The sequence below is a fragment of the Amycolatopsis sp. NPDC021455 genome, from assembly GCF_040640995.1.
Taxonomy (GTDB): Bacteria; Actinomycetota; Actinomycetes; order Mycobacteriales; family Pseudonocardiaceae; genus Amycolatopsis.
Genome location: NZ_JBFACT010000001.1, coordinates 518,742 through 539,472, shown reverse-complemented (window position 1 = coordinate 539,472; position 20,731 = coordinate 518,742). Strand labels below are relative to the sequence as shown.

General features: G+C 72.8%; 19 protein-coding genes. 7 read left to right on the top strand and 12 right to left on the bottom strand.

What is annotated here, in order from left to right; all coding sequences use genetic code 11:
* Window positions 1-51: 51 nt before the first annotated feature.
* Window positions 52-240 carry a DUF1918 domain-containing protein gene (locus AB0G28_RS02855; protein WP_033261422.1) on the top strand — a complete coding sequence of 63 codons (189 nt, stop codon included), beginning with the start codon at window positions 52-54 and terminating at the stop codon, window positions 238-240.
* Here the strand turns inward: AB0G28_RS02855 and AB0G28_RS02850 are convergent.
* A complete protein-coding gene (locus AB0G28_RS02850) occupies window positions 237-1,412 on the bottom strand; it encodes an MFS transporter (RefSeq protein WP_361082265.1) in 1,176 nt (391 codons plus the stop codon). The genes AB0G28_RS02855 and AB0G28_RS02850 overlap by 4 nt on opposite strands.
* 110 nt (window positions 1,413-1,522) lie before the next feature.
* Here AB0G28_RS02850 and AB0G28_RS02845 point away from each other — a divergent pair, with 110 nt between their 5' ends.
* Both AB0G28_RS02845 and AB0G28_RS02840 read left to right on the top strand, forming a co-directional pair.
* Window positions 1,523-1,846, top strand: coding sequence for a metalloregulator ArsR/SmtB family transcription factor (locus AB0G28_RS02845; protein ID WP_361082263.1), 324 nt, complete (start codon window positions 1,523-1,525; stop codon window positions 1,844-1,846).
* Window positions 1,847-2,028: 182 nt separating this feature from the next.
* Window positions 2,029-3,210 (top strand): MFS transporter, encoded by a 1,182-nt coding sequence (locus AB0G28_RS02840; protein WP_361082261.1) that lies wholly within the window; start codon window positions 2,029-2,031, stop codon window positions 3,208-3,210.
* Here AB0G28_RS02840 and AB0G28_RS02835 read toward each other — a convergent pair.
* Window positions 3,207-3,524, bottom strand: a complete 318-nt coding sequence (locus AB0G28_RS02835) for a DUF3017 domain-containing protein (RefSeq protein WP_361082259.1) — start codon at window positions 3,522-3,524, stop codon at window positions 3,207-3,209. The two genes, AB0G28_RS02840 and AB0G28_RS02835, sit on opposite strands and share 4 nt — an antisense overlap.
* 5 nt (window positions 3,525-3,529) lie before the next feature.
* Window positions 3,530-4,384 carry a bifunctional methylenetetrahydrofolate dehydrogenase/methenyltetrahydrofolate cyclohydrolase gene (locus AB0G28_RS02830; protein WP_361082257.1) on the bottom strand — a complete coding sequence of 285 codons (855 nt, stop codon included), beginning with the start codon at window positions 4,382-4,384 and terminating at the stop codon, window positions 3,530-3,532.
* A gap of 223 nt (window positions 4,385-4,607) precedes the next feature.
* Here AB0G28_RS02830 and AB0G28_RS02825 point away from each other — a divergent pair, with 223 nt between their 5' ends.
* Complete coding sequence (locus AB0G28_RS02825; RefSeq protein ID WP_361082255.1) at window positions 4,608-7,649, top strand: glycohydrolase toxin TNT-related protein; 3,042 nt, start codon at window positions 4,608-4,610, stop codon at window positions 7,647-7,649.
* A gap of 45 nt (window positions 7,650-7,694) precedes the next feature.
* Here the strand turns inward: AB0G28_RS02825 and AB0G28_RS02820 are convergent, their stop codons facing one another.
* Together AB0G28_RS02820 and AB0G28_RS02815 are read right to left on the bottom strand one after the other, a co-directional pair.
* Window positions 7,695-8,282, bottom strand: coding sequence for a pentapeptide repeat-containing protein (locus AB0G28_RS02820; RefSeq protein ID WP_361082253.1), 588 nt, complete (start codon window positions 8,280-8,282; stop codon window positions 7,695-7,697).
* 24 nt (window positions 8,283-8,306) lie between these two features.
* Window positions 8,307-8,774: a VOC family protein gene (locus AB0G28_RS02815; protein WP_361082251.1), complete on the bottom strand. Its 468-nt coding sequence runs from the start codon at window positions 8,772-8,774 to the stop codon at window positions 8,307-8,309.
* 107 nt (window positions 8,775-8,881) lie between these two features.
* On the opposite strand from AB0G28_RS02815, the gene AB0G28_RS02810 reads away from it, so the two are divergent.
* Window positions 8,882-9,604: a class I SAM-dependent methyltransferase gene (locus AB0G28_RS02810; RefSeq protein ID WP_361082249.1), complete on the top strand. Its 723-nt coding sequence runs from the start codon at window positions 8,882-8,884 to the stop codon at window positions 9,602-9,604.
* A 1-nt stretch (window position 9,605) separates the two neighbouring features.
* On the opposite strand, the gene AB0G28_RS02805 is transcribed toward AB0G28_RS02810, so the two are convergent.
* From AB0G28_RS02805 to AB0G28_RS02790, 4 genes are all read right to left on the bottom strand, one after another.
* Entirely contained in the window at window positions 9,606-12,914 is a 3,309-nt protein-coding gene (locus AB0G28_RS02805; protein ID WP_361082247.1) for an error-prone DNA polymerase, read from the bottom strand.
* On the bottom strand, window positions 12,915-13,415 hold the full coding sequence (locus AB0G28_RS02800; protein ID WP_361082245.1) for a hypothetical protein: 501 nt from the start codon (window positions 13,413-13,415) through the stop codon (window positions 12,915-12,917).
* A 2-nt stretch (window positions 13,416-13,417) separates the two neighbouring features.
* Window positions 13,418-14,980: a DNA polymerase Y family protein gene (locus tag AB0G28_RS02795; RefSeq protein WP_361082371.1), complete on the bottom strand. Its 1,563-nt coding sequence runs from the start codon at window positions 14,978-14,980 to the stop codon at window positions 13,418-13,420.
* A 250-nt stretch (window positions 14,981-15,230) separates the two neighbouring features.
* Entirely contained in the window at window positions 15,231-16,073 is an 843-nt protein-coding gene (locus AB0G28_RS02790; RefSeq protein ID WP_361082370.1) for a hypothetical protein, read from the bottom strand.
* Between the two features lie 340 nt (window positions 16,074-16,413).
* Between AB0G28_RS02790 and AB0G28_RS02785 the strand changes: the two genes are divergently transcribed.
* Together AB0G28_RS02785 and AB0G28_RS02780 are read left to right on the top strand one after the other, a co-directional pair.
* Window positions 16,414-16,902 (top strand): GNAT family N-acetyltransferase, encoded by a 489-nt coding sequence (locus tag AB0G28_RS02785; RefSeq protein WP_361082243.1) that lies wholly within the window; start codon window positions 16,414-16,416, stop codon window positions 16,900-16,902.
* Window positions 16,903-16,946: 44 nt separating this feature from the next.
* Window positions 16,947-17,705, top strand: coding sequence for a hypothetical protein (locus AB0G28_RS02780; RefSeq protein WP_361082241.1), 759 nt, complete (start codon window positions 16,947-16,949; stop codon window positions 17,703-17,705).
* On the opposite strand, the gene AB0G28_RS02775 is transcribed toward AB0G28_RS02780, so the two are convergent.
* The 3 genes from AB0G28_RS02775 to purN are packed head-to-tail and all read right to left on the bottom strand — an operon-like array spanning window position 17,702 to window position 20,656.
* Window positions 17,702-18,463 (bottom strand): hypothetical protein, encoded by a 762-nt coding sequence (locus AB0G28_RS02775; protein ID WP_361082239.1) that lies wholly within the window; start codon window positions 18,461-18,463, stop codon window positions 17,702-17,704. The genes AB0G28_RS02780 and AB0G28_RS02775 overlap by 4 nt on opposite strands.
* 26 nt (window positions 18,464-18,489) lie before the next feature.
* Complete coding sequence (gene purH, locus AB0G28_RS02770) at window positions 18,490-20,049, bottom strand: bifunctional phosphoribosylaminoimidazolecarboxamide formyltransferase/IMP cyclohydrolase (RefSeq protein WP_361082237.1); 1,560 nt, start codon at window positions 20,047-20,049, stop codon at window positions 18,490-18,492.
* Window positions 20,039-20,656, bottom strand: a complete 618-nt coding sequence (purN, locus tag AB0G28_RS02765) for a phosphoribosylglycinamide formyltransferase (RefSeq protein ID WP_361082235.1) — start codon at window positions 20,654-20,656, stop codon at window positions 20,039-20,041. Before purN ends, purH begins: the two co-directional genes overlap by 11 nt.
* Window positions 20,657-20,731 lie beyond the last annotated feature (75 nt).

Here is a 20,731-nt window from a genome sequence, read left to right as displayed (position 1 = left end):
GGGTCCACGGACCCGGTTCCCGCTCCTACCCTGGACACGGAGGTGAAGCCCATGCACGCAGGAGTAGGAGACGAGATCCAGGTGCACGGCCGGACGGTCGGCTCGGCCGAGCAGCGCGGCGAGATCCTCGAGGTCCGCGGGCCCGACGGCGCGCCGCCCTACCTGGTGCGGTTCGCCGACGGGCACGAAGGACTCGTCTATCCCGGGCCCGACTGCGAGGTCCAGACCCACGCCGACTAGACCGCGACCTGTTCCCGGGGCTCGCGGACGCGCCCCCACGCCACGCCCACCAGCAGCAGGGCGACGAGGGTCAGCGCGGCCGCGACCTCGGGCAGCAGCAGCGGCCCGCCACCCGACAGCACCGCGCCGCCGACCACGCCGGACAGGCCGACGCCGAGGTAGATCGCGGACGCGTTGAGGGAGAGCACCAGGCCGGCGTGGCCCGGCGACAGCTCGATCAGGCGGTGCTGCACCGGCGGGTTGAACGACCACGTCGCCAGGCCCCACACGAACAGCGAGATCCCGGCCGCGACCGGCGTCACCGTCGTCAGCGGCAGCAACGCCATCACGGCGGTGATCGCCACGGTGACCACCAGCAGCGGCGCCCGCGAGCCCCAGCGGTCGGTCGCCCGGCCGCCCGCGAAGTTGCCGACCGCGCCGCCGACGCCGTAGCAGAAGAGCAGCACCGTCACGGTCGTTCCGTGCACGCCCGCGGTCGCGGCCAGCAGCGGTGAGACGAACGTGTAGACCATGAACGCGGCCAGGCAGGCGAGCACCGTCGTGGCCAGCATGACGAGCACCCGGGGGTCGCGGCCCGCGGCGAACCGCTCGGCCAGCCCCACCCGCGGCGGTGCGGCGACCGCGGGCAACGCGAGCCGCACGGCCAGCGCGCTCGCCAGCGAGAACGCGGCGACCAGCGCGAACGCCGTCCGGTAGCCGAGGTGCTGCGAGATGAGGCTGCCGAGCGGGACGCCGAAGATGAGCGCGACCGTCAGGCCGCCGAACACCAGCGCGACGGCGCGGCCCCGGCGTTCGGGGACGGTCAGCTCGGCCGCCACGGCGCTCGCCGCCGGGGTGAACACCGCGGCGCCGACCGCGGTCATCACCCGGGCCACCAGCAACGAGCCGTAGCCGGGCGCGAGCGCGGCGAACAGGTTGCCGGCGCCGGTGACGGCGAGCGCGGCGACCAGCAGCGTCCGGCGTTCCCAGGTGCCGGTGGCGGCGGCGAACACCGGCGAGCCGATGGCGTACGCGATGGCGAAGGCGGTCACGAGCTGGGCCGCGGCGGTGGCCGAGACGTGCAGCTCACCGGTCAGCGCGGGCAGCAGCCCGGCGACGATGTAACCGCTGGTCCCGACGCCGAAGGCGCCGAAGGCGAGGACCGAGATCCTCGACGGAGCAGGTGCGGACATGGGCTGGGCCCCCAAGCGAAGCAGGCGGTTGGTTCGATGAACGTCGTAGTTCGACAGCCACCGTACTACGGCCCGCCCCACAATTTCGACCGCCGTCGTACAATCACCATATGGCCAAGTCCGACACCGTGCCCCCGCTCGCCTACCCGGAGCGCGACGAGATCACCGTCGAAGGGGTGCTGCGCGCACTGGCCGACCCGGTGCGGCTGGCGATCGTCCGGCAGCTCGCGTCCTCGGACCTCGAAATCGCCTGCAGCGCACTGGCCGTGCCGGTGACGAAATCCACACTCACCCACCACCTCGCGATCCTGCGCCAGGCCGGGGTCGTCGCCGGCCGCCAGCAGGGCACGACCCGGTTCAACTCGTTGCGCCGCAAGGATCTCGACGCGCTCTTCCCGGGGCTGCTGGACGGCGTCCTGGCCGCTCCGCGCTGATCACCGCGTTACGGTGTGGATCGTCACCCGATATCGGGATGACAACGGGCCCCCTCGCTTGTTGGACTGTGCGTAGGCAGCTCACGGCGCTGGGGCCGATCGGCTGTCTTTATTTATGCCCTCCCACTGAACCGATCCAGAGATCGGCTCGGTAATCGTTTACCCACCCTGGAAGGAGTGCCGTGCCCGTCGCGCTGCTCGCGCTCGCCATCGGAGCTTTCGGCATCGGGACCACCGAGTTCGTCATGATGGGCGTGCTGCCCCAGGCGGCCGCCGACTTCGGCGTCGACATCCCGACCGCCGGCCACCTCATCTCCGCCTACGCCCTCGGCGTCGTCGTCGGCGCCCCCCTGCTCACCGCGGTCGCCGTCCGGCTGCCGCGCAAGACCATGCTGCTGGCCATGATGGGCCTGTTCACGCTGGGCAACGCCCTCTTCGCGCTCTCGCCGAACCAGGAGTTCGGCGTCGCGTTCCGCTTCCTGGCCGGCCTGCCCCACGGCGCGTTCTTCGGCGCCGGCGCGGTCGTCGCCTCCAGCCTCGTCGGCCAGGGCGAACGCGCCAAGGCCGTGTCGCTGATGTTCCTCGGCCTGACCCTGGCGAACGTCATCGGCGTGCCGCTGGGCACGCTGCTCGGCCAGCAGGTCGGCTGGCGCGCCACCTTCGGCGTCGTCGCCCTGATCGGCCTGGTGGCCATCGCGGCCATCGCGAAGCTCGTCCCGCACCAGGGCCGGCCCGCCGAAGCGTCGCTGCGCACCGAGCTCGGCGCGTTCAAGCGGCCGCAGGTGCACCTGGCGCTGGCGATCGTCACCTTCGGGCTCGGCGGCGTGTTCGCTTGCCTGTCCTACATCACGCCGATGCTGACGGACGTCGCCGGCTACTCGCCGTCGAACGTCACGCTGCTGCTGTCGCTGGCCGGCGTCGGCATGACGATCGGCAACCTGCTCGGCGGCCGGCTGGCCGACCGCGCGCTGATGCCGAGCCTCTACATCGCCCTGCTGGCGCTGGCGTCCGTGCTGGGCATCTTCACGATCACCGCGCAGGGCAAGATCGGTGCGGCGATCACGATCTTCTTCGTCGGCGTCGCCGGGTTCATGATCGGCCCGATGATGCAGGCGCGGATCATGGAGAAGGCGGGCGGCACTCCGTCCCTGGTGTCGGCCGCCGTCCAGTCCGCGTTCAACATCGCCAACTCGATCGGCGCGTACCTCGGCGGCCTGGTGATCGCCGGCGGCCTCGGCCTGCTCGCCCCCAACTGGGTCGGCGCCCTCCTCGCCGTCTTCGGCCTGACGCTGGCCGTCGTTTCGGGCACTTTGGACCGCCGCGAAGCCCGCGCCGAACGGCGTGAGCTGGCGATGGCGTCCTAAGAGGAGCTGAGCGGGCCGCCGATGATCGTCAGGGCCACGTAGAGCACCGCCGCCGCGAGGCCGGCGTACGTCACGATGTCCACGACCTTGCCGCGGATCGCGAGCAAGCCCGCCCTGGCCGTCGGCAGCACCGCCCGCAGCACCGCGGCGAGGAGGAGCGCGGCGCCGATCAGCGCCGCGCCCTCCCGCCAGTGGTACTGGAAGATCCGCAGCGCCGCGACGGCCACCACCAGCAGCACCACCGCGAACGGCAGCTGGGTGAACCGGCCCTGCCTGCTCCGGCGGTCGCCGATGTCCCGCCGGTCCTCGGTCATGGTCATCAGCCTTGAACCGAGCGTTCCGCCGCCTCGACGACGTTGCTGACGAGCATCGCCCGCGTCATCGGACCGACTCCGCCCGGGTTCGGCGAGATCCAGCCGGCCACGTCGGACACTCCCGGGTGGACGTCGCCGGTCAGCTTGCCGTCCACGTGGGACACGCCGACGTCGAGCACCGCCGCGCCCGGGGCGACCATGTCCGGCGTGATGATCCCGGGCACCCCGGCCGCGGCGACCACGATGTCGGCGCGGCGGACCTCGGCGGCGAGGTCGCGGGTGCCGGTGTGGCACAGCGTCACGGTGGCGTTCTCGCTGCGGCGGGTCAGCAGCAGGCCGAGCGTCCGGCCGACGGTGATGCCGCGGCCGACCACGGTGACGCGCGCGCCGTTCAGCTCCACGCCGTGGCGCTTGAGCAGCTCGATGATCCCGTACGGCGTGCAGGGCAGCGCGCCCTGCCTGCCGAGCACGAGCCGGCCGAGGCTGACCGGCGCGAGGCCGTCGGCGTCCTTCTCCGGGTCGATCCGCTCCAGCACGCGGTTCGCGTCCAGGTGCTTCGGCAGCGGCAGCTGCACGAGGTAGCCGTGGCACGCCGGGTCGGCGTTCAGCTCGTCGATGACGGCTTCGAGCTTCTCCTGGCTGATGTCGGCCGGCAGGTCGCGGCGGATCGAGTTGATCCCGATCTTCGCGCTGTCGGCGTGCTTCATCCGCACGTACGAGTGCGAGCCCGGGTCGTCGCCGACCAGGACCGTGCCCAGGCCCGGCGTCACCCCCTTCGCGGCCAGTGCCGCGACGCGGGGCTCGAGCTCCGCGAAAATGGCGTTCTTGGTGGCTTTGCCGTCGAGAATCTTCGCCGTCACGGGCCCCATTCTGGCAAAGCGACCCCCGCGCGTCGCTTCCAGGCGTGACCGGTCGCAGCGCGTAGAGTGCTCACTACCCCAGACGGTCCATTCGCGACACCGGCCGCGATCAAGCTGTGATCTATGACATGTCGCATCGCGCGAGGTCAGACCGTGTGCCGCCGGGTAACCGGGCGGCAAAACCCACATGCGGGGTGCACTCGCGCGCGCGAGCAGTCAAAATGTGCGGGTGGCACAACCGACGACGCAGCTGAACGCGACCGAGCAGGACACCCTGGTCAAGCAGATCGGACTTGCCCTGCTCCGTGCCGCCCCGCGCGACTGGCGCAAGGTCACCGCGGAGTACCGAGCCGTCGGCAGGTACCACGAGCTGACCGGCGAGATCGTCACCGAGGACGGCACGGTGCACGAGTGGCTCGCCACCCACGACATCGCCACCCTCTTCGGCAGGCTGCGCGGGGGCATGTACCGCGACGGCCGCGGCACCTGGTTCAACGCGCGGTACCAGCTGGACCACCCGTCCAGCTACAACCTCGAGTACAACCGGGACGAACCGGTGTGGAACCTCGCGCCGCCGCCGCAGGCCTACTCCGACGAGCTGCGGATGTTCCCGCGCACCGAGGAGAACGTCCCCGAATGGCTGATCCGCCGGATGTCCGGGCTCGGCCCGGAGCAGCCGGGCCCGCACTTCCGGATCGCCCGGATCTTCGACACCGTCGGCCCGGCCGGCCGTCCGGTGATCAACCGGCCCGACCTCGAGGTCGACGAGCAGGACCGCCTGCTGGAGTACCTGGAGCACGCGCCGCTGGTGGTGCCCGAGCGCGGCTACGACATCGACCGCCTCGCCGCGGCGCCGGAGGCCACCGTCCCGGTCGCCTTCCACAGCGACGGCCAGTGGATCTGGCCCGCCGCCGTCAACTTCTACCTGCACAAGTACGGCGTTTCGCCCGAACCGGACCTCGTCGAGCACGTCCGCGCGGTCGGCTTCAAGCTGCCGGCGGTCGACGAGCCGACGCTGCAGGCCGCCGCCGCGTACCTGACGCGGGGCAGCCAGCCGCCGCCTCAGCAGCGCCCGGCCGGGCCGCCGCCTCAGGGTCCCCCGCCGCAGGGCATGCCGCCCCAGGGGCCGCCGCCGGGCATGCCCCCGCAGCAGCAGGCCCCCGCGGGCCCGCCGCCCGTCATGGCCGCCCCGGTCCCGCCCGCCGCGCCGCCGCAGCAACCGCCGCAAGCGCCGCCGCCGCACCTGCCGCAGAAGGAGGAGCCACCCGCCCCGGCGGAGCCGCCGCACGCGGCGCACGCCCCCGAGCCGGAAGCCGCGGCCGAAGAGCACGAATACGCCGAAGAGCGCTACGACGACCAGGAGTTCGACGACCGCTTCGCCGAGGAGGACTCCTACGGCGAGCAGTACGAGCACCCCGAGCACGCCGCAGGCTCGAACGGCACGTCGCCGGAGCCGGGCCGGGTGCCCGACCTCGACGAGACCGCGGAGTACGTGCCCGACCAGCCGATCGGGCACGAGGAGGAGGCGCCGCGCGACGGCGAGTCCTTCGCGGCCCGGCCGGACGACGAGCACGCGGCGTTCCAGCCGCCCCGGGACGACACCCCGTCCCACGGCTTCCAGGCGGCCGAGCCGGCGCAGGCCGGGTTCGAGTCCCGGCACGAGGAAGAAGCGGACGAGCCGGCGGCGTTCGACGCCGATCCGCGCGACGAGGAGGCGGCGCACGCCGCGTTCGACTCCGGTCAGCCGCTCGAAGACGACCGAGCCTTCCAGCCACCCCGGCACGAAGAACAGCCCCCGTTCGACCCCGGCCAGCGACACGAAGACGACCACGCCTTCCAGCCACCCCGGCACGAAGAACAGCCCCCGTTCGACCCCGGCCAGCGACACGAAGACGACCACGCCTTCCAGCCACCCCGGCACGAGGAACAGCCGTCGTTCGACTCCGGCCAGCGACACGACGACCACGCCTTCCAACCCCCGCGGCGCGAAGAACAACCTCCGTTCGACCCGGGGCAGCGGCACGACGACGAGCACGCCTTCCAGCCGCCCCGGCGGGAGGAGCAGCCCGCGTTCGACCCGGGCCCGCCGACCATGATCACCCAGCCCGAGGTGCCCGGTGTGCTGCCGGTGCCCGAGCCGGTCGTCCCGCAGCCCGCCGCCCAGGCGGAGCCGCCCGCGCCGCCGCAGCAGGCTCCGCGGTCCGGCCGCCGGGCGCTGCGCCGCGAAACCCCGGACCACCCGGTGCTCGCCGGGCTCCAGGCCAAGCTGGACGAGCTCGACGTGCCCGAAAGCGGCTACAAGCTGGGCGAACCCGCCGAGCACGGGTGGAGCGTCGAGCAGGTCGAGGACGGCTGGCGCGTCGGCTGGTACGACGGCAAGCTCAGCAACCCCGCCGTGTTCGGCGACGCCGAAGACGCGGCCGCGTTCATGCTCGGCAAGCTGCTGCTGCACCCGGACGGCCACGTGCCCGCCGAGGAGCCGCCCGCGCCGGAGCCGGAACCCGAGCCCGAGCCCGAGCCGGAACCGGTGCCGCAGCGGGTCGTCGCGACGGTGTCGCCCGAGATCGCGACCGGGTCGTACCCGGTCCGCAAGCCCGACCCGGTGCCCGCCCAGGAGCAGACGGCGTTCACCAGCGCCGAGGAGCTGTTCGGCGACCTCGAGGACGACGAGCCGCCGGCCCCGCCGCGCCAGCCCGCCCCGGTCCCGGCCGGGCCGCTGCCGGTCGACCGGCAGCAGGCCGGACCGCCGCCCGCCCCGCCGGCCCCGCCACGGCGTGAGCCGCCGCAGGCCGCCCCGACCGTCCTGGCCCCGGTGCCGCCGCAGGCTCCTCCGCCGGCTCCGCCCGTGCCGCCGCGCCGGGAGGAACCGGTTCGCCCGGCCGTCAACGGCGGGGGTGGCGGTGGCCAGCAGCAGTGGCCGATCGCGCCGATGGCCGGAGAGCCGCCGCTGACGCTGTTCCGCGGCAAGGAGCTGCGCGAGCTGCCCGCGGGCAGCGAGCTGGACCGCTTCGGCGGTCCGAGCGGCAACCTGACGTACGCGGCGGGCACGCCGTTCGCCGAGCGGTCCCTGGTGCCCGAGTGGGTGAACCGCCCGTACCACGTCTACCGGGTGCAACGGCCCCTGGAGGCGCTGGCCGGGGTCGCGATCCCGTGGTTCAACCAGCCGGGCGGCGGGTCGGCGTACCTGCTGCCGGCGTCGATCGAGGAGCTGCTCGCCGAGGGCGACCTGATCGAACTCGACCCGGGCGAGCCCCCGGTCGACTGACGCGCTCGCGGAAAACCGGTGGCTGCGGCCGCCGGTTTTCCGTTTTCAGCGGACGACGAGGCCGTGGGCGGCGGCGAAGGCGATCGCCGTCTCGACGTCGACCTCGGCACCCCGCAGGTCGGCCTGGACCAGGGCGTTCGCGTCGAGGCGCGCGCCACGCAGGTCGGCGCCCTCGAACTTCGCGCCCTGCAGGCGGGCGCCGGTCAGGTCGCTGCCGCGCAGGTCGGCGCCGGTGAGGTCGGCTTCGGTCAGGTTGGCTTCCCGCAGCCGCAAGCCGGACAGCCCGAGCCGGCGCAGCCGCGCCTTCGCCAGCGACGCCAGGGAAAGATCGCACTCGGTGAGCGCGATCCCGCCGAACCCGCTGTCACCGAACGACGAGCCCAGCAGCGAACACGCCGTCCAGCGGCTTTCCACCAGCACCGTCCGGTCGAAGGTGCAGGAACGGAACGCCGACGCGTCGTGCCGCGAGCGCGACAGGTCGGCCCGGCTGAACACGCAGTCGTCGAAGGTGCAGCCGCGCGTCCGCAGCCCGCTCAGGTCCGCCCCGGTGAAGTCGCAGCCGGTGAACCGGCGTTTTTCCCACCACTGCCCGGACAACACCGCTTCGCGGTAGTCCTCCCCGGTCTCCAGCACGGCCCCAGGGTGCCACACCCGCGACTAGGGCTTCGCGCCCTGGACGTAGTTCATCGCCTGGACGTACTCGGGCAACTGCGCGCGACGCGTCATCTCGGCTTCGTCCAGGTCCTCCAGCCGCGTCTGGATCCACCAGAGGTTGCCGAAGGGATCGCGCACCCGGCCGACGCGGTCGCCGAAGAACAGCACCGTCTGCCGCGTCACCTCGGTGGCGCCCGCCTCGATCGCGCGGCGCTGGGTCTCCTCGCTGTCCGGCACGTAAAGCCGCAGGAAGGCCGGGGTTTCGGCCCAGCCGTCCGGAGAGTCGAACGCCATCACGACCGCGTCGCCGACGCGCACCTCCGCGTGACCGATCTTCCCGTCTTCCCCGACCACCCGGCCGAGTTCTTCGGCGTCGAAGGCGCGCTTCAGGAAGTCGATCAGGCCGGCGGTGTCGCGGCCGATGATCCACGGGGTGACCGTCGTGTAGCCGTCGGGAACGGGGTTGACCATGGTTCCTCCTGGGTTCGTCGCGCCCGACGCTATGGCCGAAATAGGCCAGTCCCTGACCGCTGCGAAAACCGGATGAGGCTTCGCGTGGAGATCATTACGGTGACGGGATGCCCGACCACGCCTATGCCGACCACGAACTCGCCTCGCTGTACGACGCCTTCAACCCGCGGGAGAGCAGCGGCGACTACGAGTTCTACTTCCCCATGATCATGGCGGCCGAGTCGGTGCTGGACGTCGGCTGCGGCACCGGGTCGCTGCTGCACTGGGCGCGGGAATCCGGCCACACCGGACGGCTCGTCGGCCTCGACCCGGCCGAAGGCATGCTCACCCAGGCACGCCGCCGCGACGACGTCGAGTGGGTCCTCGGGGATTTGTCGACCGCGGCCTGGGACAGCGAGTTCGACTTCGCCGTGATGACCGGGCACGCGTTCCAAACGTTGCTGACCGACGACGAGCTGCGGACGGCGTTCGCGGCGATCCGGCGCGCGTTGCGTCCCGGCGGCCGGTTCGGCTTCGACACGCGCAACCCCGCAGCGCGCGCCTGGGAGCGCTGGACACCTTCGAACGTCTGGGAAGCCGGAGAGGTCCGGTCGTGGAACGACGCGGGGCCGTTCGAGGACGGGTACGTCACCTTCAAGACGACGTTCGAAAGCCCGGGCTGGGACGCGCCGCGGTTCAGCGAAAGCACCTTGCGGTTCCTCGACGTCCCGTCGCTGAACGAGTTCGTCGCGGAAGCCGGGCTGGTGGTCGACGAGCAGTACGGCTACTGGGACCGCACCCCGGTGATGGAGACCAGCCCGGAGATCGTCACGATCGTCCGGCGGCCCTGAGTCACCGGAAGTCCCGCGACTTCGCCTTGATCCGCGTCGGCAGCGCCTCGACGCGGTCGGCGAGCACGCTGACCACGCCGTCGGCCTTCTCCACCACCCCGCGGACCAGCAACGCCGGGCTGGCGCGCGCGACGCGATGGTAGCGCTGCCACAGGCCGAGCGTGCAGATCACGTTCACCATCCCCGTCTCGTCCTCGATGTTGAGGAAGGTGACCCCGCCGGCGGTGGCGGGGCGCTGCCGGTGCGTGACGGCGCCGCCGATCAGCACGCGCGCGCCGTCGTCGAGGTCGCCCAGGCGGCTCGCCGGGACGACACCCAGCTCGTCGAGGCGGTCTCGGATGAACTCGGTCGGGTAGCTGCCCGGCGACACGCCCGTCGCCCAGACGTCCGCGGCCGCGACGTCGAGGCCGTCCATCCCGGGCAGCACCGGCGCCGGCCCGCCGACCAGGCCGGGCAGCTTCTCCGCGCGTTCCCCGGCGACCGCGCCGGCGGTCCACAGCGCCTGGCGGCGGTCGCCGCCGAAGCCGGCGAACGCACCGGCGGTGGCCAGCGCTTCGATCTGCGGGGTGGTCAGCCGCACGCGGCGGGCGACGTCGGCCATGTCGGTGTAGTCGCCGTGTTCGTCCCGCTCGGCCACGATCCGCTTCGCGACGTCTTCGCCGATTCTCCGCACGGTGCTCAGCCCGGTGCGCACGTCGTGGTACTTCCCGGTGCCCGGTTCCAGGGTGGCGTGCGGCAGGCTGTGGTTGATGTCCGGGCCGTGCACGGTGACGCCGTGGCGCCGCGCGTCGGCGACCAGCGACTGCGGTGAGTAGAACCCCATCGGCTGCGCGCGCAGCAGGCCCGCCAGGAACGCGTCCGGGTGGTAGAACTTGAAGTAGGCACTGGAAAAGACCAGGTGCGCGAAGCTCAGCGCGTGGCTCTCGGGGAAGCCGAAATTCGCGAAAGCCTTGAGTTTCAGGAAGATCTTCTGCGCGAGTTCCTCGCCGACGCCGTTCGCGACGGCGCCATCGAGGAACCGCTGCCGCAGCCGGTCCATCCTGCGGTCGGACCGCTTGGAGCCCATCGCGTGCCGCAGCTGGTCGGCTTCGGCGGCGGTGAAGTTCGCGACGTCCAAGGCGATCTGCATCATCTGCTCCTGGAACAGCGGCACGCCGAGGGTCTTTTCCAGGGCCGTCGCCAGCAGCGGGTGGTCGTAGTCCCACTCCTCGATCCCCTGCTTGCGGCGGATGTACGGGTGCACCGAGCCGCCCTGGATCGGCCCGGGCCGGATCAAGGCGACTTCGACGGCGAGGTCGTAGAACTTCTGGGGCTTGAGGCGCGGCAGGGTCGCCAGCTGCGCCCGGCTCTCCACTTGGAACACGCCGATCGCGTCGGCGCGGCACAGCATGTCGTAGATGTTCTCGTCGGCGAGGTCCAGCTCGGCCAAGTCGACGCTCTCGCCCTTGTGGTCCCGGACGAGGTCGAGCATGTAGTGCAGCGCCGAAAGCATGCCGAGGCCCAGCAGGTCGAACTTGACGAGCCCGGCGGCGGCGCAGTCCTCCTTCTCCCACTGGATCACACTGCGATCGGCCATGCGCGCCCACTCGACCGGCACGACCTGGCTCACCGGCTCGTGGCACATGACCATGCCGCCGGAATGGATGCCCAGGTGCCGCGGGAAGTCCTCCAGCGCGAACGCGAGGTGCACGACCTCGTCCGGGATGTCGTGGTCGTGGTCCTTTTCGGTGCTGCGCAACGAACCCCAGCGGTCGATCTGCTTGCTCCAGGCGTCCTGCTGGCCCGGTGAGTAGCCCAGTGCTCTCGCGGCGTCGCGGACGGCGGACCGGGCGCGGTAGGTGATCACGTTCGCCACCTGGGCGGTGCGCAGACGTCCGTGTTTCTCGAAGACGTACTGGATGGCCTCCTCGCGGCGATCGGATTCGATGTCGAGGTCGATGTCGGGATAGCCGTCGCGATCGGGGGCGAGGAAGCGTTCGAAGAGCAGCTTGTTGGCCACCGAGTCGACCTTCGTGATGCCGAGCGCGTAGCAGACGGCCGAGTTCGCGGCCGAGCCGCGGCCCTGGCAGAGGATGTTGTGCTCGTTGCAGAACCGCACGATGTCCCAGACGATCAGGAAGTACCCGGGGAAGCCGAGCTCCTCGATGATCGCCAGTTCGTGCTTGATCTGCGCCCTGGCTTTCTCCTCGTGGTCCTTGCCGCCGAAGCGTTCCTCTGCGCCCTCCCAGGTCAACTTTCGCAGGTAGGTCGTCTCGGTGTCGCCCGCGGGGACGTCGAACGGGGGCAGCTTCGGCGCGATCAGCTTGAGCGGGAACGCGCATTCCATGCCGAGGAGGGCGGCGCGGCGGACCGCGCCGGGATACCGCCGGAACAGGACGTCCATTTCGGCGCCGCTGCGCAGGAACGCCGTCCCGGCGGCGGGGAGCCAGCCTTCGAGCTCGTCGATCCCGCGGCGCGCGCGGATGGCGGCGAGCGCGTCGGCCAGCGGGGCACGTTCGGGCCGGGCGTAGTGCGCGGCGGTGGTGGCGACGGTCGGCAGGTTCAGGTCTTCGGCGACCCGCGTGAGGAGGTCGTTGTGGGTGCTGTCGAGCGGCTGCCGGTGGTCGGTGAGCTCGACGTAGACGTGGTCGTGGCCGAACAGGCCGACGAGTTCTGCCAGCTTTTCGGCGGCGGCCGCCGGGCCGTGCGTGACGAGCGCCGAGCGCACCGCGCCTTTGCGGCACCCGGTCAGCACCACGCACTGCCCGGCGACCTCCTCGGCGACCGCACCGAGGTCGTAGATCGGCTTGCCCTTCTCGGCCTGTTCGTGGATCTGGCCGGCGGTGATGGCGCGGCAGAGGGCCCGGTAGCCCTGGTCGCCGCGGGCCAGCAGGAGAAGGTGTTCGCCTTCGGGGTCGGCGACGCCGTTTTGCGGGTTCTTCAGGCCGAAGCTGAGTTCGGTGCCGAACACGGTGTTGACGCCGAGTTCCCGGGCGGCCTCGGCGAAGCGCACGACGCCGTACATGCCGTCGTGGTCGGTGAGAGCGATGGCGTCCAGCTTGAGGCGCGCGGCCTCTTCGACGAGTTCTTCGGGATGGCTGGCACCGTCGAGGAAGCTGAAGTTGGAGTGGCAGTGCAGCTCGGCGTAGGGCACGCGGACGGCTTCGCCGCCGTCGTCGGTGCCGCGCGCGGGGAGGTCTTCGGGCCGCCGGTAGCCCTCGCGGTGACGGCCCCAGGCGGGACTGTCACCGTGGTCGCCGGGCGGCAGGTCGCCGCCCGCGAGGGTGCGGGCGAGGTCCTTCCACCGGACAGGCGGGTTGTTCCAGCCCATTCACCGGCTCCCGGGCTGGTCTCGCCGCTGCCGGCCGGCTTCGGGTTGGCCGGCTTCGCGGCGGCGCCGGTGCCAGTTCGTCGGGTGGTTCCAGCGGCTGCGGGCCTCGGCTTCGCTCATGCTGTGCTCGCCCACCGGCTCGGCGCGGCGGTCCCGGTTGGACGGGTGGTTCCACCGGCTGCGGGCCTCGGCTTCGCTCATGCGGCAGCCGTTTTCCCGGGAGGGGCGTGGGACCGGGAGGGCGATCACCGGGCAGATCCACTCGTCGTCGGCGGTGGCGGGGTGTGCGGCAGGGAGTTGCCCGCGGACCGACCAGGTTTCCTCCGGGGCGGGCTCGGGTGCCGGGAGCCGCTCCCCCGGCGGCCGTCCCCGTTCATCCCCGGCGGAACCGGGCTGTGGAATCTCCCGCAGCCACTCGCGCTCCTCCGCGGCCTGGCGAGGGGTTGCCCCCGGTTCCGCGCGCAGCCATTCTCGCAGCCTTCGTGCGTAGTCCTCGTCCATGCTCAGTCGTACACTCCCTCGACCGTCCACAGTGGATTTTCCGTGCCCGCGCAGTACGCGAGGACCGCCTCGGGCGGCTCGTCTCCCTCGGCCGCCAGCACCAGCTGCAGCCGGGCCCGCCGGGGGCCCGGGTGCCGTCGGTCGGCTGCCGTCGGCCAGGGGCCCGCCCACGCGACGATGTCCCGGTGCGGCCCGCCGGCGATGCTCAGCCGGTGCGGGGCCGCCGTGACCTGGTCGCGGCCGGTGATGCCGACGGTCCGGCCCTCGGCGTCGAAGACCTGGGCGGGCACCGGCCGGTCGAGGACCGTCGCCGGGGAGGGGGCCGGCAGCCGTCCCGGCCAGGTCGCTTCCGGGGGCGTCGTCCGCTCGCGCGGGTCGCCCCAGGTCACCAGCCGGACGCGGCTCGCCGGGTCGCGGCCGCCGTCGAGCACCGGTGTCACCACTCCTTCGGGCCCGAGCAGGCCCTGGACCCGGGCGAACGCGCGCGCCGCGCGCTCGTCGGCTTCGTCGGAACCGCCGTTCCGCCACAGGTCGAGCTGCAGCGACCGGCCTTCGACCAGCTCCTCGGGCTCCAGCCGCAGCCGCGCCACGCCGGACGTCGGGCGCTGCCCCGGCGCGGCGCGCAGCCAGCCTTCGAACTGCCAGCGCACGCGGTCGGCGACGCCCGCCGGGGTCAGCGGTTCCGCGCACCGCCACACCCGGCCGAGGTGTTCTCCTTCTTCCGTGACCGCGTAGATGCCCAACCGGGTGCAGGCCAGGCCGTGCCCGGCGAGACCGGCGCAAAACCGCGTCGCGAGGCCCTTGGCGAGGAACGCCGCGACGTCGACCCGCTCCACGACCGGGTCGAACTCCTCGGCCAGGGCCAGCTCGGGCGGCGGGCGGCGACGCAGCGGCGGCCGTTCGGAGCGGCCACGTGCCAGCCGGTGGGCGAGCACCCCGGCCGCGCCGAACCGGTTGGCGACGTCGCGCTCCGAGAGGGCGGCGAACGCGCCGAGCGTCTTCAACCCGAGGCGGCGCAACAGGTCGACCAGCTCCGCGCGGTCGGCGCCGGGCTGGTCGAGCTCGGTGACGGGCAACGGCGCGAGGAACTCGGCAACGCACCCGGGTTCGACGAACGCACCCCGCCGGGCGGCGAGCGTCGCGGCGAACAGCCCCTCGGCGACGCCCGCCTGGCTCTCGACGCCGGCCGCGGCGGACACCTCGTCGACGAGCCGCTCGACGAGCGCGTGTTCACCACCGAAGTAACCCGCGGCGCCCGCGACCGGCACGGCCACCAGGCCCGGCCGGACGACCTCGACGCCGACGACGAGCGCCTCGACGGCCCGCGCGACGGTCTCGAACAGCCGCGCGTCCCGGCCGTCGTCCGCGCCGAAGACGGCCAGTTCCGGACAGTTCGACTGTGCCTCCCGCCGCCGCATCCCCCGCCGGACACCACTCCGCCGCGCGACGGCGTTCGAAGCGACAACGCGGTTGGCGCTGAAGACGGCAGCGGGCTGCGTGGCGGGAACCCCACCGACGGCCGCGGCGGCGACCACAGGCCAGTCCGGGCACCACAGGACCAGCATTCGGGTGGGGGTCTCGGAGGCGCCGCGTTGAGCCGGGACGGTCATGTGGCCTCCCCAAGCCGGCCACGAACACAGCCGGTGCTGTGGTGACGGAGCGGGCTGCGGCCGCGCACGAACGGTCGGCTCGCGTACCCGGAGGGTCGGCTCGCGTACCTGGACGGTCGACTCACGTACCTGGAGGGTCGGCTCACGTACCTGGACGGTCGGCTCGTCGTGAACCGGCCTCGGTGGAGAGCTGGGGAGGTGGGCGTCATGCCGTGGCCTCCACGCGGAGCTGGACGCTCGGGACCGCGAGGGTTACCTCGCCGCCCGCACCGGGCAGGCAGAGCTCCGCCGAGACCGGGCGGGCCGCCGCGCCGCGGCCGCGGGCCCGGACGAGTGCCCGGCGCTCGCGGAGGTGGCCATAGCCGCCCTGCTGACAGCCGCCCTGCTGACAGGCGCCTAGGGAACAGCGGTCTTGGGAACAGTCGCCTTGGGGAGGGCCATCTTCGGAACAGCCGCCTTCGGGACAGCTCCCGATACCCGACCAGGACTCGCGGCGGCAGGACAGCTCGACGTCCGCGCCCGGCCACGCCCCGAACGCCAGCAGCACCGCGCCGCGGTGACGGGCCCGTGCCGAAAGCCGCCGCGCCACCGTCGCCGAGACCGTCTCCGAGTGGACCGCCACCAGGTCCACGCCGTCGAGCAACGCCGCGACCACCGCCGGGAGCTCCGCCCCCGGCCGCGGCACCAGCGCCACCCTGGCGAGGTCCACGCCGTACTCGGCAGCCGCCGCCAGCCCCAGCGACGGCATGCCGACCACGGCCGCCCAGGATCCAGCACCCGCACCCGCACCCGCCGCCGACCCCGCACCCGTCCCCGCGGCGGTGGCTTGAGCGAGCAGCGCGAGCAGCAGTGACGTCCCCCCGTGCACCGCCACCGTGCTCCCGCGCCGGAGCCCGCCGTCGGGCAACAGCCCGGCCAGCGCCGGGGCGACCGGGAGCACCCGTCCCGTCGCCCGGGCCCGCTCGGCCTGGGCCGCCACCCGGCTCGCCGTGCTGACCCCGGGCAGGGCCGCCAGCCGGGCCACCGGCGGCTCTGCCACAGCGGCCATCACACCGGCCATCACAGCGGTCACCGCACGCACCTCCCCACCGCGGACTAGGCCGGCGGTCGAGCCTCTCCCAAAAACGCGACCGACGGCGCTGGTTCGCCGCGGGGAAGGCGGCGGTTCCTTGTCGAACACGTGTTCGACAAGGAACAGTCAACCGTGAACGGCCCGGAGTGTCAAGTCACCCGGTAGTGGGGCATGCGGCCCGGAACGCCGCCGCGATGCGCCCGCCTCGTGCCCCCGGGGCTGCTGGAATCGCCCCGGCTGGGCGTACCGCAGCAAGCCGGCCCCCGTCACCGTAATGAAGTTGCCGCCGGCCGGGCCGGTCGTTAGACACACCCGCGTGGAGCTCACCGAAGCCTGCCCCGGCGACTGCCCGGAACTGCTGGTCCTGCAACGCTGTTGCTGGGTCGAGGAGGCCGTCCTCAACGACACCCTCGACGTTCCCGCGCTGCACGAAACGCTCGAGGACGTGCGCGACTGGGTGAAGACGTGGTCGGTGTGGGTCCTGCGGGACGGCCACCGGCTCGTCGGCGCGGTGCGTGCCCGGCCGGCCGGTGACAGCTGGGAGCTCGGCAGGCTGATGGTCGCGCCCGATCTCGCCGGACGCGGGCTGGGGCGGCGGCTGCTCGCGCACGCCGAAGCGCAGGCACCGGCCGAAGCCCGCCGGTTCACCCTGTTCACCGGCTCCCGCAGCGCCCGCAACATCGCGCTGTACCAGCGGGCCGGCTACCGGCTCACGCCCGCTCCCGGAACCGGCGGCCACATCCGCGGCGCGGTGCACCTGGAGAAGGACGTCACGCTGCGCGAGAAATCCGGGCCGCCCGGCTGACGCTGCGGCGTCGGCTAGATTGCCCCGTGGACTTGGGGGTGACGATGACCGAACAGCGGAGCCGGCCGATCTTGTGGATCGCCGGCGCCCTCGTCGCGGCGGGCGCGGTGCTCACCGTCGTGCTGACCGCCGGCGGTGGCGTGCCCGGCGCCACGGCCGCCGCCCCGCCGCCGACGACCATGGGCGCCGAGTGGCGCTCGTTCCGCGCCGACGTCACCGGGATCCGTCCCGGCCCGGACCCGAACAGCCTCTTCGTGCAGATCGCCCTGCCCGGCAAGGACCCCGGCTGCGTCCGGGAGCCGCGCATCGAGCAGCTCGTGGAGGCGAAGACCGACATCCGCGCCGACGTCGTCTACTCGACCCGGCCCGCCGCGGGCGGCTGCCAGGACAAGGTGCCCGCGGAGCTGCGGCTGAGCACGTCGGACCCGGTCGCGGACCGGACCGTGATCCTCAACGCCGACGCCGCGAACGCCTGGCACAAGCTCGGCGCCGGCTGGGGCCACTGCACCCCCCAGGGCCCCTGCGCCCCGCCCGCCGACCACTGCGACCCCGCGTGGATCGGCGCCGCGGTGTCCGCCGTGGGCGCCGAAAGCACGGGCACCACCCGCGTCTGCGACCCCGGCTGGCTGGTCCTCGACCTGCTGATGCGCCAGACCGAACCGCCGTCCCGTTCCGTCTTCCGCTGGAGCGACGGCGGCTGGACGGCGTTCGCGCAGGTCAAGTCGGCCGGGTGCGCCGAGATCCAGGCGGCCGAACCGAAGTTCCCGGCCGTGCTCTGCAAAGCGCTGCCCGCGCCGGCTTAACGCGGCAGCTTCTTGACGACCTCGGCGGCGACCGCCTTCACGGCGTCGTCCGACTCCTGCTGCGGGATCGGCGAGTTCGAGAAGAACCCCTTGTCCCAGCCGTTCACTTCGACCGTGACGACGTTCGTCCCCTTGAGCACGTGCAGCTCGGCGCCGCTGAACGCGCTCTTCGTGACCAGGTGGACCAGCGCCGCCTTGTCGCCGAGGCCGCGCACCTCGGTCGGCGCCACCTCCGGCTTCGTCGGCATGAAGTTGTCCTTGGCCTGCCGCAGCGCGTCTTCTCCGGAGTACTCGACGATCCGGACGCTCAGAGTGGCGTCGCGGACGTTCTCGTCGGGCCCCGGCTTGAACCCGCAGCCGATCTGCTTCAGCCCCGGCAGGTCGCCGGACGTCGAGACCGGACTGCTGCCGGCGTAGCTCGGGAAGCCGGCCTTCTCCAGCACCTGCGCCGGAACCTGGCACTCGGCGGGCACCGGCGACGACGACGGCTGCGCGCCGGTGCTCGCGAAGTAGTCGCTCGCGAAAATCCCCAGCGGGATGCCCGCGCCGAGCAGCACGACGACGCCGCCGACGATGCCGAGGATCAGCCCGGTGCGCTTCTTCTTCGGCGGCTGCACAGGCGCGCCGTAGCCGGGTGGTGGGTAGCCCGGCGGCGGATACCCCGGCTGTTGCGGATAACCCTGCTGCGGTGGGTACCCGGGCTGCTGCGGATAGCCCGGGTACCCCTGCTGACCTTGGCCGTACGGCGGTTGCTGCATCGAGCCCTCCCTCTCGAAGCGCGGGGTCAGTGCGCGAAGTGGCGTGTCCCCGTCAGGTACATGCTGACGCCCGCCTTTTCCGCCGCCGCGATGACCTCGGGGTCGTGGACCGAGCCGCCGGGCTGCACGATCGCGCGCACGCCCGCCTCGGTCAGCACCTCCAGGCCGTCCGGGAACGGGAAGAACGCGTCCGACGCGCCGACCGAGCCCTTGGCCCGGTCACCCGCCCGGGAGACCGCCAGCCGCGACGAGTCGACGCGGTTGACCTGGCCCATGCCGACGCCGACCGTCGCGCCGCCGGTGGCCAGCAGGATCGCGTTCGACTTGACCGCGCGCAGGGAGCGCCACGCGAACTCGAGGTCGCGCAGGGTCTGCTCGTCGGCCGGGGCGCCGGTGGCCAGCGTCCAGTTCGCCGGGTCGTCACCGGAGGCGTCGATCGCGTCCGCAGTCTGCAGCAGGACGCCACCGGAGATCGGGCGGAACTCGATCGGCGACGCCGGGGCCGCGGGCAGCTTCAGCAGGCGGATGTTCTTCCTGCGCTGCAGGATTTCCAGCGCTTCGGCGTCGAAGTCCGGCGCCAGGACGACCTCGGTGAAGACCTCGGCGATCTGCTCGGCGGCCTCGCGGCTGACCGGCCGGTTCGTCGCGATGACGCCGCCGTAGGCCGAAACCGGGTCGCACGCGTGCGCCTTGCGGTGCGCTTCGGCGACGTCGACGCCGATCGCGAGACCGCACGGGTTGGCGTGCTTGATGATCGCGACAGCGGGCTCGTCGAAGTCGTACGCGGCGCGGCGCGCGGCGTCGGTGTCGACGTAGTTGTTGTAGGACATGGCCTTGCCGTGCAGCTGCTCGGCGTGCGCCAGGCCGGGCCGGTCGCTCTTGTAGAGCGCGGCCTTCTGGTGCGGGTTCTCGCCGTAGCGCAAGACGTCGGCGCGTTCCCAGGTGGCGCCGAGGAAGTCCGGGAAGCCGGCGTCATCCGCGGGCGCGTACGCGCTCGCGAACCACGACGCGACAGCCGTGTCATACGCCGCCGTGTGCGCGTACGCCTGCGCGGCGAGGCGCTTGCGGTCCTCGAAGTCGAAGCCGCCGTCCGCGACGCGCTCGAGCACCCAGCCGTAGCGGGCCGGGTCGACGACGACCGCGACGCTGCCGTGGTTCTTCGCCGCCGCGCGGACCATGGCCGGGCCGCCGATGTCGATGTTCTCGACGCAGTCCTCGGGGCTCGCGCCGGAGGCGACGGTCTGCGCGAACGGGTAGAGGTTGACCACGAGCAGGTCGAACGCCGCGATCTCCAGCTTGCGCAGCTGCTCGACGTGGTCGGGGTTGCCCTGGTCGGCCAGCAGCCCGGCGTGCACGCGCGGGTGGAGCGTCTTGACGCGGCCGTCCAGCGACTCCGGGAAGCCGGTGACCTGCTCGACCGGCGTGACCGGGACACCGGCGTCGGCGATGACCTTCGCCGTGCCGCCGGTGGAGACGATCTCGACGCCGGCCGCGTGCAGGCCGGTCGCGAGGTCCAGGAGGCCCGCCTTGTCCGAGACGCCGATCAGCGCCCGGCGGACCGGGCGCCGTCCCAGGTCAGTGCTCACGAAATGTCACCTTTCGTCCGTCCACGGTGCAGCCACCGCGGCCGAGTCGCTCGATCGTTTCCACCAGCAGCCTGCGTTCGACGGCCTTGATCCGTTCGTGCAGGACGTCTTCGTCGTCGTCGCTCTCCACGACGACCGCCTCCTGGGCGATGATCGGCCCGGTGTCGACCCCGGCGTCCGCGAAGTGCACGGTCGAGCCGGTGACCTTGACGCCGGCTTCGAGCGCGTCGCGGACCGCGTGCATCCCGGGGAAGGACGGGAGCAGCGCCGGGTGCGTGTTGATCACCGTGAACCGGCCGAGGAACTGCTCGCCGAGGATCTTCATGAACCCCGCGGAGACGACCAGGTCGGGCCGGTACGCCGCGACCGCCTCGGTCAGCGCCTTGTCCCAGGCCGCGCGGTCGGGGTGGTCGGCGACGCGGACGGTGAACGACGGGATGCTCAGGCGCTCGGCGCGGGTCAGGGCTTCGATGCCGGTGCGGTCGGCGCCGACGGCGACGACCTTGGCCGGGAAACCGGACCGCCCGGTGGCGTCCAGCACCGCCTGCAGGAGGGTGCCGGAGCCCGACGCGAGCACGACGAGCTTCACCGGGGTGGGCAGCTCCAACCGTTGAGACAGAGCGGGCTCCTTGCCGCGGGCGGTGCGCAGCCGGGCGCACGGCGCTTCACCAGGTCGCGTCAA